This is a genomic window from Chitinophaga sp. G7 BAM 1005 (assembly GCF_057126945.1).
This window is the reverse complement of sequence record NZ_CP181478.1, coordinates 1,238,130-1,250,395: the sequence shown is the minus strand read 5'-3', so window position 1 is coordinate 1,250,395 and position 12,266 is coordinate 1,238,130. Positions and strand designations below refer to the sequence as shown.

General features: G+C 41.0%; 15 protein-coding genes and 1 tRNA gene. 8 read left to right on the top strand and 8 right to left on the bottom strand.

The genetic code is table 11. The features are described from left to right. Nucleotides 1–9: 9 nt before the first annotated feature. Nucleotides 10–1,101, top strand: coding sequence for a glycine cleavage system aminomethyltransferase GcvT (gene gcvT, locus ACMXI2_RS05020; RefSeq protein ID WP_483780607.1), 1,092 nt, complete (start codon nucleotides 10–12; stop codon nucleotides 1,099–1,101). A 112-nt stretch (nucleotides 1,102–1,213) separates the two neighbouring features. Here gcvT and ACMXI2_RS05015 read toward each other — a convergent pair whose 3' ends face one another. From ACMXI2_RS05015 to ACMXI2_RS04990, 6 genes are all read right to left on the bottom strand, one after another. After that, on the bottom strand, nucleotides 1,214–2,455 hold the full coding sequence (locus tag ACMXI2_RS05015) for an aminotransferase class I/II-fold pyridoxal phosphate-dependent enzyme (RefSeq protein WP_483780606.1): 1,242 nt from the start codon (nucleotides 2,453–2,455) through the stop codon (nucleotides 1,214–1,216). A gap of 133 nt (nucleotides 2,456–2,588) precedes the next feature. Next, complete coding sequence (locus ACMXI2_RS05010) at nucleotides 2,589–4,265, bottom strand: SulP family inorganic anion transporter (RefSeq protein WP_483780605.1); 1,677 nt, start codon at nucleotides 4,263–4,265, stop codon at nucleotides 2,589–2,591. A gap of 53 nt (nucleotides 4,266–4,318) precedes the next feature. Beyond that, nucleotides 4,319–4,735: a DUF983 domain-containing protein gene (locus tag ACMXI2_RS05005; protein WP_483780604.1), complete on the bottom strand. Its 417-nt coding sequence runs from the start codon at nucleotides 4,733–4,735 to the stop codon at nucleotides 4,319–4,321. Continuing rightward, nucleotides 4,735–5,016, bottom strand: coding sequence for a hypothetical protein (locus ACMXI2_RS05000; protein WP_483780603.1), 282 nt, complete (start codon nucleotides 5,014–5,016; stop codon nucleotides 4,735–4,737). The genes ACMXI2_RS05005 and ACMXI2_RS05000 overlap by 1 nt, the downstream gene beginning before the upstream one ends. A gap of 23 nt (nucleotides 5,017–5,039) precedes the next feature. Next, the gene (locus ACMXI2_RS04995) at nucleotides 5,040–5,636 is read right to left on the bottom strand and encodes a methyltransferase (RefSeq protein ID WP_483780602.1); all 597 of its coding nucleotides are present in this window, start codon (nucleotides 5,634–5,636) and stop codon (nucleotides 5,040–5,042) included. A 2-nt stretch (nucleotides 5,637–5,638) separates the two neighbouring features. Next, the gene (locus ACMXI2_RS04990) at nucleotides 5,639–6,043 is read right to left on the bottom strand and encodes a glycine cleavage system H family protein (RefSeq protein ID WP_483780601.1); all 405 of its coding nucleotides are present in this window, start codon (nucleotides 6,041–6,043) and stop codon (nucleotides 5,639–5,641) included. Nucleotides 6,044–6,137: 94 nt separating this feature from the next. Between ACMXI2_RS04990 and ACMXI2_RS04985 the strand changes: the two genes are divergently transcribed. The 4 genes from ACMXI2_RS04985 (at nucleotide 6,138) to ACMXI2_RS04970 (ending at nucleotide 9,618) form a co-directional block, all read left to right on the top strand. Continuing rightward, on the top strand, nucleotides 6,138–6,851 hold the full coding sequence (locus tag ACMXI2_RS04985; protein WP_483780600.1) for a Crp/Fnr family transcriptional regulator: 714 nt from the start codon (nucleotides 6,138–6,140) through the stop codon (nucleotides 6,849–6,851). Between the two features lie 120 nt (nucleotides 6,852–6,971). Next, nucleotides 6,972–7,931: a DUF5996 family protein gene (locus ACMXI2_RS04980; RefSeq protein WP_483780598.1), complete on the top strand. Its 960-nt coding sequence runs from the start codon at nucleotides 6,972–6,974 to the stop codon at nucleotides 7,929–7,931. 79 nt (nucleotides 7,932–8,010) lie between these two features. Then, a tRNA-Leu gene (locus ACMXI2_RS04975) sits at nucleotides 8,011–8,094 on the top strand. Nucleotides 8,095–8,511: 417 nt separating this feature from the next. Continuing rightward, the gene (locus ACMXI2_RS04970; RefSeq protein WP_483780596.1) at nucleotides 8,512–9,618 is read left to right on the top strand and encodes a site-specific integrase; all 1,107 of its coding nucleotides are present in this window, start codon (nucleotides 8,512–8,514) and stop codon (nucleotides 9,616–9,618) included. A gap of 57 nt (nucleotides 9,619–9,675) precedes the next feature. Here the strand turns inward: ACMXI2_RS04970 and ACMXI2_RS04965 are convergent, their stop codons facing one another. Then, a complete protein-coding gene (locus ACMXI2_RS04965) occupies nucleotides 9,676–9,915 on the bottom strand; it encodes a hypothetical protein (protein ID WP_483780595.1) in 240 nt (79 codons plus the stop codon). Between the two features lie 181 nt (nucleotides 9,916–10,096). Beyond that, nucleotides 10,097–10,333, bottom strand: coding sequence for a helix-turn-helix domain-containing protein (locus ACMXI2_RS04960; protein WP_133812409.1), 237 nt, complete (start codon nucleotides 10,331–10,333; stop codon nucleotides 10,097–10,099). Nucleotides 10,334–11,061: 728 nt separating this feature from the next. Here ACMXI2_RS04960 and ACMXI2_RS04955 point away from each other — a divergent pair. The 3 genes from ACMXI2_RS04955 to ACMXI2_RS04945 are packed head-to-tail and all read left to right on the top strand — an operon-like array spanning nucleotide 11,062 to nucleotide 12,031. Then, nucleotides 11,062–11,523, top strand: a complete 462-nt coding sequence (locus ACMXI2_RS04955; protein ID WP_483780594.1) for a hypothetical protein — start codon at nucleotides 11,062–11,064, stop codon at nucleotides 11,521–11,523. Beyond that, nucleotides 11,520–11,798, top strand: coding sequence for a hypothetical protein (locus tag ACMXI2_RS04950; RefSeq protein ID WP_483780593.1), 279 nt, complete (start codon nucleotides 11,520–11,522; stop codon nucleotides 11,796–11,798). Before ACMXI2_RS04955 ends, ACMXI2_RS04950 begins: the two co-directional genes overlap by 4 nt. Before the next feature lie 2 nt (nucleotides 11,799–11,800). After that, nucleotides 11,801–12,031 (top strand): hypothetical protein, encoded by a 231-nt coding sequence (locus ACMXI2_RS04945; protein ID WP_483780592.1) that lies wholly within the window; start codon nucleotides 11,801–11,803, stop codon nucleotides 12,029–12,031. Nucleotides 12,032–12,266: the final 235 nt, after the last annotated feature.

Genomic DNA, 12,266 nt, shown 5'->3' with positions numbered 1-12,266 from the left:
GAAAAACAAATGAAAGATACAGCGTTGACAAATGTTCATAAGCAATTGGGGGCTAAAGTGGCGGCATTTGCCGGTTACAACATGCCAATTCAATATGAAGGAATAAATATTGAACATGAAACTGTGAGAAAAGGTGTTGGCGTATTTGATGTTTCCCATATGGGAGAGATTATTATCAAAGGGCCGGAAGCGTTGTCTTTAATACAGCAGGTAACTACTAATGACGCCTCCAGGCTGGATGACGGGAAAATACAATATTCCTGCCTGACCAATGATATGGGAGGAATAGTGGATGATTTGCTTGTGTATAGATTGGATGCAACTACATATATGCTCGTAGTGAATGCATCAAATACAGGAAAGGATCTCAGTTGGGTTAAGCTGAAAAATACTTTCGATGCGGAGGTAGATAATATCTCAGGAAAAATATCTTTACTGGCGGTACAGGGACCGATGGCACTGCCCTGTTTGCAAAAACTCACTACAGTTAATCTATCCGGGATACCCTATTATGGTTTTAGAATAGGTACCTTCGGAGGAGTGGGTAATGTCATTATTTCTAATACCGGTTATACAGGCGCCGGTGGTTTTGAATTGTATTTTCCTAATGAAGATGCGGAAACGCTCTGGCACCAGATCTTTGATGCCGGGAAACAATTTGGTATAAAGCCCATTGGTCTTGGCGCCAGGGATACCTTACGTTTGGAGATGGGATATTGTTTATATGGCAATGACATTGATGATTCAACCTCTCCGCTGGAAGCGGGGCTGGGCTGGATCACTAAATTCGACAAGTCATTTACAGCCCACAGGCTGCTTCAAAAGCAAAAGGCTGGCGGAATTGCCCGGAAGTTGGTTGGATTTGAGATGACAGAGAAAGGTATTCCCAGGCATGGTTATAAGATATACAGTAAAAACGGCGTTCCCATTGGAGGGGTAACTTCGGGCACTCAGTCGCCTTCCTTAAAGAAAGCTATTGGATTAGGTTATGTTGACAGTGATTTTGCCTTCGAAGACAACATTATTTTCATAGAGATAAGGAGCAAAATGTGTCCTGCAAAAATCAGCCGACTTCCATTTATAAAAACCGGGATAAGATAATACCCGGAGGTATACTTCACCAGTATAAATATCTGAACGCCGTGATAAAATACATTATCACGACGCTCAGATGGTGGTTGATTAAATGGCATGCCCGCTATGGAGAGCATAGTTAAACAAGCGGAATTTCAGCAACATTATATTTAAGGTCGTCGAGTTTTTGCTTTGCCTCACTAAAGGCATCTAAAGTCAGTTTAATATCCTCGTCTGTATGCGCAGCGGTAGGAATAAGCCTGTAAATAATCTGTCCGCGGGGTATCACCGGGTATACTACTATGGAGCAAAAGATATGATAGTTTTCTCTCAGATCGAGGCACATAGCAGTTGCTTCAGGAATATCTCCCTGTAAATAAATAGGGGTCACCGGCGAATTTGTAGTGCCGATGTTAAATCCTCTTTCCGTGAGTCCCTGTTGGAGTTTTTCAACATTCTCCCACAGTTTTTCCCTTAAATCCGGTTCGGTTCGCAGTAATTCCAGGCGTGTTATGTTGCCGATTACAATAGGGAGAGGAAGGGATTTGGCAAATATCTGCGACCGCATGTTATATCTTAAGAAATTGACAATTGCTTTTGGCCCGGATATAAATGCGCCGATGGAGGCCATTGATTTTGCGAAGGTAGAGAAGTAGAGATCAATCTGATCCTGTACGCCCTGCTCTTCTCCGGTTCCTGCGCCGGTTTTACCCATTGTTCCAAAGCCATGTGCATCATCAACCAATAAACGAAATTCGTACTGTTGCTTCAGTGCTGCAATTTCCTTCAACCGGCCCTGATCGCCCGCCATTCCAAAAACGCCTTCCGTTATCACCAGTATTCCTCCACCGGTTGTTTTCAACATTTCTTTGGCGCGGCGAAGTTGTTTTTCACAATCCGCGATGTCATTGTGTTTAAAAACGTACCGGTATCCGGGGTGTAGTCTTAATCCATCAATGATACAGGCGTGGCATTCTGCATCATAAACGATAATATCGCGGCGGCTGCAAAGCGCATCGATCGCACTTAATATACCCTGGTATCCATAATTTAACAGGATGGTGGCTTCTTTATTTACAAATAAGGACAGTTCACTTTCCAGCTGTTCATGATAATCGGTGTTACCGCTCATCATGCGCGCGCCCATTGGAGAGGCCAGTCCGTACGTTTTTGCCGCAGCGGCATCTACTTCCCTGACCCGGGGATGATTTGCCAGGCCCAGGTAATTGTTCAGGCTCCAGATGATCTTTTCTTTGCCACGGAAATTCATCCGTGCGCCGATTTCCCCACCCAGTTTCGGAAATGCAAAATAACCATGTGCACGTTCTGAATGTTCTCCGATAGGTCCGGGATTCTTAACTAGCTTCTCAAAAATATCCATTTTGACAACTTTTATTATTTAAATGATATTTAAAAAATTACGCTGAAAAGTGTATTAAAATTAAGGAGCGCAGATGTACCCCTTCTTTTTCTAATGATCAAATCATAAACGGTTGGTTCCTGATATTGATAATTTAGTTACTTTCTTTTACGTGTTTATCCGATACTATTTCTTTACTTCTTTGAATTGCTTTGTCTAAGGAGTCTACTACATTTGCCTTTCCGATATTGAACAGCAACCGTGCTTTTCTCAGTTCTTCATATACTTCTTTAGTCAGTACTTCCGATAATATAAGTTTTGTACCACGGTGCCTCATATCTTTATTTACGTCTTTAAGGGTTTGAATACCGGTAGCATCAATAACGGGCACCTGTCTCATTCTGATGATCAACACCTGTGGGATGGTTTCAATGATTTTACTGGCATCTTTAAATTTATATGCAGCGCCAAAGAAAAGTGGGCCGGTTATCTCAAATACCTCCACTCCCGGAGGCAGCGTAAAATTTGATATAGATAAAGGGTCTTCGTTGGTTTTATCGCCATTGAACTGTTTTGTTATGATACTCACATTGCTGAATTGGGCCATTTTTCTCATAAACAGGAATACAGACAATATCATTCCTATTTCTATGGCAACAGTAAGGTCAATAATAACCGTGAGCACAAAGGTTACGATCAATACAGCTGCGTCACTTTTCGAGCCTTTGGTTATAGCGATGAAATTCTCCCATTCGCTCATATTGTAGGTAACAACCACGAGGATACCGGCTAAGGTTGCCATTGGTATAAGGGCGGCCCACCGGCCAACAAAAAGCATAATCACCAATAGTGTAAGCGCATGAACAATCCCTGCAACCGGTGTACGGCCACCGTTCCTGATATTGGTGGCAGTTCTTGCAATTGCGCCGGTAGCAGGGATTCCACCAAATACAGAAGAGAATACATTGGCAACTCCCTGGGCAACCAGTTCCATGTTGCTTTTATGTTTCCCTCCTATCATGCCGTCAGCAACAACTGCTGAAAGTAATGATTCAATCCCCCCCAGCAACGCGATGGTAAAGGCTGGTTGTATCAGCAGTTTGATAGTATCAAAATCCAGGCGGGGTAATGATGGCGAAGGCAATGAAGCGGGGATCCCACCATACCTGCTGCCGATTGTATCTATAGGTAAATGCAATAATGTGGTTACCAGGGTTGAAACAATAATGGCGATCAATGAGCCGGGAATCCTGTGTGTAACTTTAGGCCATAGAAAAACAACCAATGTTGTAAAGGCAGCAACAGCCAGGGAATAATAATTAACTGACGAAATATGCTGACCATATACCATCCACTTTTTTATAAAATCCGATGGCACTGTTGTTATATTCAACCCCAGGAAATCTTTTACCTGTGAGGAAAATATTACCAGTGCAATCCCACTGGTAAATCCTACTATAAGCGGATACGGGATGAATTTTATCACAGACCCTAAACGTGCGGCCCCCATCATAATGAGGATAACGCCGGCCATAAAGGTGGCTATAATAAGACCATTAATTCCATATTGTTGCACGATGCCGTACACTATTACGATAAAAGCGCCGGTAGGGCCGCCTATCTGTACTTTGCTACCGCCTGCCGCTGAAATGATAAAGCCTGCAATAACCGCAGTATAAAGCCCCTTTTCCGGCGATACTCCGGAAGCAATGGCAAATGCAATAGCGAGCGGCAATGCAACGATACCAACAATTAACCCTGCAAGTAAATCCTTTACAAATTGTGCGCGGGTATATCCTTTTAATGTTTCGAGTAGTTTAGGTATGAACATAAAGAATACTTAAAACATGCACCTTCCGGCGGCGTGGCGAAAACATCCGGCGCTTACAGCACTCCCTCCTTTCGCTTCCGTATTTCAGCTTCAGGATCATGGCCCACATAGAAGGTGAGGTATAGCGTCCGGGACAATCGCATTAATATAGGCATTGAAAGCATTAGTATAATCCCGTTAACGATCAGCCAATTAAAGATGCTGTTATCTCTCCAGGTTATACCAAAAATCAGCCAATACCATATTAGGTTAAACACGGAGAACATCACAGCCAGCACATAGCTCACATATCCCGTTCCATACCAGAATCCTATTTCCAGTTCCGTCCGCTGGCCACACACGGGGCAGTTGTCGTGCATATCCAGGACTCTCTTTAGTTCGTAAGGATTATCATTTTTGAACAATTTTCCTTTTCTGCAACGGGGACATTTATTCTTTAAAATGCCTGCAATAAAATTGGATTTCTTCATCACAATATTTTCTGGTCTGGAGTTCCCTGCTTAACGGATGTATCTCTGATGCAAATAAGTGCGAAACGGTAGCAGCTCCATTGTTCGCTGCTACATTCAAGCGGTGGAATCTCTTCCAATGCTGCCTCCAGTTTGTTGAGGCATCGTTGTACTATAAATCCATTCTTCTTCTTCTCCCTCATATTAGTGATAGATACCTGGATAACATCTTCCACTTCTGCGTTATTTTTTGCCACCCTGATTTGGTCAATTATTGTGGCTACATATTTATCTATTGTCATGTTCCGGTGTATTATGTTTTATATCATTTCTTCATCCACATTTTCAATAAAAAATCTTTAGATGCATCCATCAGCTTATACCCGGGAGGCACTTCGTCTTCCAGGCTGTGAAAGGTTACCAGCCTGGTTCCTGCAGGTTTGTTATCCAGTTCCCTGTACAAATAGCGGGAATAGTATTGATAGAGACTGGTGGAATAATCAATCTGCTGATCTATTCGGTTCCTGGCGTCTAAATTTTCAAAGAAGGCATTGTAAAAATAGAAGTGATCATAATCTGCCAGATTAACCTGTGTGAAGTTGCCATTTATAAATTCCGAATTAACTGTTTTCGTGTATTCTTTTGCTGCCAGTGCGTAATGATGTAATTCACTTCTTTGTTCTACGCCATAAAAAATTGATCCGGGATAGTAATGAGCGCCGATGAGTGCAAATTTTCCAACACCGCTTCCTATATCGAGAATCTTTCCACCTCCTTCAGATGCCAGGAAGGCGGCGGCGCTTTTGGCGATTCCCACGGGAGTCCAATGCCGTTTCGACATTTGTTGAATCCTTTCCGGAAACAGCCAGTCGAAGGATGCATCTGTCAGATACCAGGCTGGTTTCATCAACGTGTTTTCCATGACTAATTAGCAACTTTGGAGCGTATTAATTTCTGATAGTTTTCCGGAGAAAGAAGTGATTCCTGGTTGTAGAATTTCAGCGGAGTAACGAAAAAAATCCAGCCGTTGTCTTGTGGACTTTCCAATACAAGGTTTAGATTTCCTGAAAGTTTTTGATTCCTGCCAAGATATTTGCAGCTAAGCGGCGCATGTACAGGAATAATCTCATCTGCAGTGTGGATTTCAGCAATAATGGTTCCTTTTTCAATAATGCCTTTGGGATTATGCCATATTATATTAACTATATTCTTAATTTCTTTCAGTCTATGTGCAGATACACCTACAAAACCAACACTACCATTTAAATCAATCCACTCATGGTTGTCTGTGAAATTAATCCTCGGACGGGAAATAGTTGATATTTTCATATTGCAAAGGTACCTTTGATGGTATTCGGTTTCATTGATACTTTTCAATTAAAAAACTGCAAAAAATCACTTTTTCGCCCAGTGGGTCATTGCTATGAGTTTAGAAGGTCTGTTTCCCATCTATAAATGGAATTTCAAATCTCAATCCATCCTGAGTAATCTGCCTGAAGATGAATATGCAGCGCTTCATTCCCATATGCAGGAACAGCGTTATGGGAAAGGGGAAATAATATTCAGGCAGGGAGCTGTTGCTTCCGGTATTTTCTTTATAAAAAAAGGGAAAGTTAAAAAGTACCAGGTAGACCAGCATGGCCGGGAACAGATTATATACGTTGCCAATGCAGGCGAATTAATCGGATATCATGCTATTTTAGCGGATGAGCGTTATCCAGACTCCGCTGCTACGATAGAGGAAAGTATCATTGCCTTCATCCCCAAAGAAGATTTCATGGATATTATGGAGAGGTCCAACGTACTGCCACGCAGATTGCTCAAAATCCTCAGTCATGAATTCACTGTACTGGCAAACAGCATTTCTATATTTGCGCAGCGCTCTGTTAAAGAAAGACTGGCGATCACATTAATTGTATTGCGCGAAAGATTTAAGGAAGAAACAGCCACTGGCGAAGATATTATGATCAATATTTCCCGTAGTGACCTTGCCAACATGGTTGGTACCGGTAAAGAGAATATTGTCAGGTTTCTGACAGAATTTAAGTCGGCCGGCATTTTAACCTCACATAGCAAAAAAATCTGCATCAAGGATATCAGGCAACTTATAAAGGTATCCGGATGTGGTAATGTGTAACCGTTTCAGCTCCTGGTTTAAATCAATGAATCATCCTCCCACCCTCTTTTCCGGACAGAACATTCCCTGCTTCCTTTTTGTTAAATAGTCACTGAACTTCTTACCCTTCAATCATTCGTTATGCAAAATGCCAATCCCAAACAGGATCAGTGGCCTGTGCTCACCTACAACGACTGGAAAGATACGTTAGCTACCGTGCACCTGTGGACACAGATAGTGGGAAAGATCCGTCTCCGGAAAATGCCGTGGTTAAATCACTCGTGGCATGTAACGCTGTATGTAAGTCCGGATGGGCTCAGCACCGGGAGCGTGCCATACCAGCGTGGCATATTCCAGATCGACTTTAACTTCATGCAGCATCAGCTGATTATCATTACCAGCACCGGTAAAAAAGAAACGCTGGAACTACGCCCCAGAACAGTGGCTGACTTTTATAACGCATTATTTGAAAAGCTGAAGGCACTGGATATTGACGTAACCATTTACACAATGCCAAGCGAAATTGCCAACGCCATTCCGTTTGAGAAAGATGAAGTTCATCAGTCGTACGACCGGCAGAAAATGGAGGACTTCTGGCAGGCCCTGGTGAAGATCCACAATATCTTCACCCGTTTCAAAACACGCTTCACCGGCAAATGCAGCCCGGTCCACTTCTTCTGGGGCGCCTTTGACCTGGCAGTAACCCGGTTCTCCGGAAGGGATGCGCCTCCTCACCAGGGGGAAGCGCCTAATATGCCTGCGGCGGTAATGCGGGAAGCTTACTCCAAAGAGGTGAGTTCCTGTGGATTCTGGCCTGGCAGTGAACAGTACCCACATGCCGTTTTTTATGCTTACTGCTACCCTGTTCCCCCTGCCTTCAGCGAACAACCCGTTCAACCCGCCGGCGCCTTTTACAGCCAGGAGATGGGGGAATTTATGCTGCCTTATGAACTAGTACAACAGGCCGAAAATCCGGAGGAAACGTTGCTGGCGTTCATGCAATCCACCTATGAAGCGGCGGCCAACACAGGCCATTGGGACCGCGCAACGCTGGAGTGCGATCTTTCCCGTTTGGAAGTTGCATACGGGTGCTTCAAATAGATTTCAGTATTTTTTTGCAGAAATATTTGGTAAAATGTTTTAGCTGCTTATCTTTGCAACCCCTGACACAATATCAGTTGCCCAGATGGCGAAATTGGTAGACGCACTGTGTTCAGGTCGCAGCGCCTGCAAGGGTGTGCTGGTTCGAATCCAGTTCTGGGCACGTAGAAGGCTTGTAAGTAATTGACTTACAAGCCTTTTTTAATTTTGTCAAGTGTCAATTTTCGCGCTTTTTCACGCTTTCTCCCACTATTGTTGACACACAATTGACACACCAAATGACACACCAATTTATTCACCTACTACAGGGTAATAATCTGTATTTGTGTTTACGAAAAAAGCGATCTAATAATTCTTCCAGTCAAAGTACGAGTGACAAACTCTTTCTAAACCTTGTCAGACGCGCATTAGCCAGTTTGTCATCCTTGACAGTATGCACGGAAAAAATTATTAAAGTTTTTTACTCACGTTTTTTCACACTTATTCTCTGTTCTAAAAGTTCATGCAAAAACGCCTCAAAACTAGCTACCACGGCGCATTTATTGTGCTATTGTTTTTGTAATCCTAAAAACATGAACCTATGAACATGCTACAAAGATTAAGTAAGAAAGGAGATAAAATCACATTCTACTACGACTATGGACGCGGTCCTGGTCAACGCCCTACAACTGGGATCTTTATTTATACACACCCTAAAGACCAGATAGAAAAGAATCACAACAAACAAGCACTGTCCCTAATAGAAGTTAAAAAAAGCCAGCTAACCATCGAGCAGCAAGCCATTGGTAGTGCTTTTATTCCCTCTCATAAGTTTAAAGCAAACTTTTTGGAATACTATGAAGAATACGTAAAGGTGAACACACGAGAAGGGAACAGACATTTATCTAACAGCCTTAAACAATTTAAGAATTTCATCAAGGTTGATTTTATTGCACCCATTGACATCAATGAAAACTTCTGTAAACGCTTCCGGCAATACCTTCTGGACAATTTTACAGGAGAAACACCACTGAACTATTATGCCAGATTTAAATGGGTTTTAAAGGCAGCGACAAATGACGGATATTATAAAGTGAATCCAACGGATAAGGTCAACTCCAAATCTAATCCTAGCAAGAGATTAAAAGAAAACCTGGAAGTTGAGGAATATATCCAGCTTCTACAAACACCCTGTACGAATGAAGAGGTACAAGAAGCATTTATTTTAAGCTGCTATTCAGGACTTAGACACGTTGATGTTGATTTGTTGGATTGGCCAAATATAAAGGGGGATACATTAATCACTCGTATCATCCAAGCAAAAACAGGATTCCCTGTTACGCTCACGCTACATCCAATAGCCAAGGCAATTTTGGAGAAACGGAAAAACAGGCTGCAAAATTTTAAAGCCACAGATAGGGTATTCAGGCTTCCATCCTCAAATGGGTGTAATAAAATATTAAAGAATTGGATGGCAGATGCTGGCATTGATAAGCATATTACCTGGTCATGTGCTCGATTGAGTTTCTCTATTTTGCTACAGGATAAGAATGTGGACGATGCGACTGTAGCCTACTTAATGGGACATACTACCACGGATCAAGTTAGAAAAACCTATAAACGACATAGACCCAAAGACCAAACGGTAACTATTAATAATCTGCCCAGTCCTGAGCTAATGCCTTTCTTCCTGAATTTATCAAATTAAAAGCAGAAGGGCTGCCTTACTAAGTAAAGCAGCCCTTTAATCAAAAAGTTAATAAAGCTATCGCTTGAATTTTTTCATAACATCTTCAAACGGGGGCGTTTCTCCTGCCATCATCTTCTCAAGATCCTCCCTTTTGAAGTAGCCATTGTTATTTTTATAGATTCCAAAGCCCTCACTTCTTTTGGCAAATTGTGTACGCCCTAAATTGCAAAATATTAACGCTTCCTCTATTTTTAAGAAAGGTTTAAAGCATATAGCGATAGCCTTCATGGTGATTAATTCTTCTCGTTTTATCATATCAAGCTATTTAATGTGTAGTAATATGAAACGAAACTAAAACACCAGAGAAAAGCACTGTTGCACATTTGATTGAAATCGGAAAGATGTTGCTGAAATCGGTAAAATCAATTTGTTTAAGGCCATAAAAAAGCCAGAAGGAAAATTTCCTTCTGGCTATATAATAAGATAATACGCTCATTTAATCGTCAAATCCTTCTGAGAAGAACTCGGATACGGTTACGCCTAAAGCATCGATAACTCTTTTAAGCACATTAGACGTAATTGAGGTTTTGCCTGCTTCATACTTGCCGTATTGACTTCTTCCCAAATCTTTTGCAAATGCAAACTTTTCGGCATTACTATAACCTGCACGCTTACGTAGTACAATCATTCTTCTACCTAGTTGCTCATTAAAGGAAATCTTCTCTTTTGCCATCTTTTTCTATTAATCAGGTGTAATTTAATAAAGGTGTATCAAAAATATTCCCTTCAAATAGATACCTTTAAATAAAAACAGTTAAAATAATACCATTAATTAAATCCATTTAAATAAAACCATTCAATTAAGAGGTTTTTTATTTTATTTTGTTATATTTGGATCATAATAATAATTTAGCAGACCTCGAATGAAATTATTTGTTTGATGCTGCTTCAATTTGTCCATCCAGCGAACGTAGGAAATTCAAAAGATGATGGGACAACGAAGAGAGGCGGCTCGCGCGTTTATAGCGTGGGCCATTCTCGCCATGTCCCATAGGCTTTTCCTACGGCCTTGCTGGAGGCGGAATGGTTCTACGCTATAAACGCGTTTTTGTTAAACAAATAATTTTCCAGCATGTACCTCTTATTTATTATCCCCCCCTAGTTTCCCAAATACATAGTCTAGCACCTGTTCAAACCCTCATTCTCACATAATCACCATTTATGTATAAGCTAAGCTATTGCCAAAAAAGTAGCGATTTGTCGCAGCTGGAATTTCCTACTTTAGGTGAAGCCCGATGTAATATTACATCACTACCTAATGGCTGTACTTTCCTGTATATAGAAACTCCAGCAGGTTTGCTGATAGACCTATCATCTACCTTTCTCTATTATTACAAAGTTATTCAGTTAACAACTAGTGTCCACAATACTTTATTCAGTACAAAATAAAGTTCCTCTACCATGAAACAGTTACTCTTTAATAATTTCACCCTTCTTCAATGGGTATTTGGAAATACAAATAAAAAGCCATCAAATAAAGGTAAGATTTTATTGGTTGAATCATCCAAAGATTCAATGGAAAAGATTAGCAACGAACTAACTACGAATCACCTGATAACCTGGCGAATTGGCAATACCAAGAGCATAGTTCACTACCACAAAAAGTATAGGTTTGATCTCATCCTTGTTCACTTTAAACATGCATACAATTTGAGATCAGTTCTAAAAGCAGGCGGCGTACCCTTGCCTATATGTCTTGTATTTGATGACACCCTGAAAGATCAGCCACATGCAATCATTGATTCCTTACTCATTTCTGGCTGTAAAAACTACCTTCTAAATCCATTGACATCAAGTAATGTATTAAACCTTATAGACAAGAATAAACATATTCAAATAGATAACATAAATCCTAGCTTATGAGTATGAAACTGGCATTAGCCATTGAAGAAAAATATAACAAGGTAAAGGATACACCAATAGGCCAGTTGATATTACAACTGCGCATAGAAGATCTGTTTAAAGTGCTGGCAAAAGTGACTGAGCTTTTCCAATTTGCCTGCAATGACGTTGACAATTCCCTTGTTTCAAACTTCAAAACAAACCTCTTGAGAGAAGAAATGACTTACCTCGGAGAAGTGTACTCCTTTACAGTGATAGTATATATGAGAATTTTAAAAGACAACCTTAAATCTTAAAAATGAAGTCAGTACCCAATAATGAGCTTTCTTTTGAATATGTAGCGAAACGCGTTGGCGTCAAGGCCAACAGGATAGCCTTTTTAAAAAAGTTCTATACCAACTACTCTAATGGCAGCCTGGTTATACTAAGAGAAGCTGCCATAGTGAATAGGCTTAGCGGAGAAGAACTACACGCTATATTAATCTACTTTGGACAGGCTATCCATCTGAAAAATATTAAGAGGAAATAATTCAAATGCTATGCTATTCAACAAACCTCCCTTATCTGAATGTTACGACGATATACTTTACTTTTTTGACTTCTATAAAATCGGAGATATTGAAGATATGCTGTGGACTATTTTGCATTATGCACTATCGTGTGAGGTGCTTGATGGTTGCGACTATAGAAAACGTAGCGATATCCTTCTCTTCCATCGGCTGCTTTCTAAGCTCATCATTGGGTTATATGTGACACTGGAACCG

What these genes read in the sequence shown, in the direction of transcription:
- gcvT (WP_483780607.1), top strand. Translation starts at nt 10, where the DNA reads ATGAAAGATACAGCGTTGACAAATGTTCATAAGCAATTGGGGGCTAAA.
- ACMXI2_RS05015 (WP_483780606.1), bottom strand. Translation starts at nt 2,455, where the DNA reads ATGGATATTTTTGAGAAGCTAGTTAAGAATCCCGGACCTATCGGAGAA.
- ACMXI2_RS05010 (WP_483780605.1), bottom strand. Translation starts at nt 4,265, where the DNA reads ATGTTCATACCTAAACTACTCGAAACATTAAAAGGATATACCCGCGCA.
- ACMXI2_RS05005 (WP_483780604.1), bottom strand. Translation starts at nt 4,735, where the DNA reads ATGAAGAAATCCAATTTTATTGCAGGCATTTTAAAGAATAAATGTCCC.
- ACMXI2_RS05000 (WP_483780603.1), bottom strand. Translation starts at nt 5,016, where the DNA reads ATGACAATAGATAAATATGTAGCCACAATAATTGACCAAATCAGGGTG.
- ACMXI2_RS04995 (WP_483780602.1), bottom strand. Translation starts at nt 5,636, where the DNA reads ATGGAAAACACGTTGATGAAACCAGCCTGGTATCTGACAGATGCATCC.
- ACMXI2_RS04990 (WP_483780601.1), bottom strand. Translation starts at nt 6,043, where the DNA reads ATGAAAATATCAACTATTTCCCGTCCGAGGATTAATTTCACAGACAAC.
- ACMXI2_RS04985 (WP_483780600.1), top strand. Translation starts at nt 6,138, where the DNA reads ATGAGTTTAGAAGGTCTGTTTCCCATCTATAAATGGAATTTCAAATCT.
- ACMXI2_RS04980 (WP_483780598.1), top strand. Translation starts at nt 6,972, where the DNA reads ATGCAAAATGCCAATCCCAAACAGGATCAGTGGCCTGTGCTCACCTAC.
- ACMXI2_RS04970 (WP_483780596.1), top strand. Translation starts at nt 8,512, where the DNA reads ATGAACATGCTACAAAGATTAAGTAAGAAAGGAGATAAAATCACATTC.
- ACMXI2_RS04965 (WP_483780595.1), bottom strand. Translation starts at nt 9,915, where the DNA reads ATGATAAAACGAGAAGAATTAATCACCATGAAGGCTATCGCTATATGC.
- ACMXI2_RS04960 (WP_133812409.1), bottom strand. Translation starts at nt 10,333, where the DNA reads ATGGCAAAAGAGAAGATTTCCTTTAATGAGCAACTAGGTAGAAGAATG.
- ACMXI2_RS04955 (WP_483780594.1), top strand. Translation starts at nt 11,062, where the DNA reads ATGAAACAGTTACTCTTTAATAATTTCACCCTTCTTCAATGGGTATTT.
- ACMXI2_RS04950 (WP_483780593.1), top strand. Translation starts at nt 11,520, where the DNA reads ATGAGTATGAAACTGGCATTAGCCATTGAAGAAAAATATAACAAGGTA.
- ACMXI2_RS04945 (WP_483780592.1), top strand. Translation starts at nt 11,801, where the DNA reads ATGAAGTCAGTACCCAATAATGAGCTTTCTTTTGAATATGTAGCGAAA.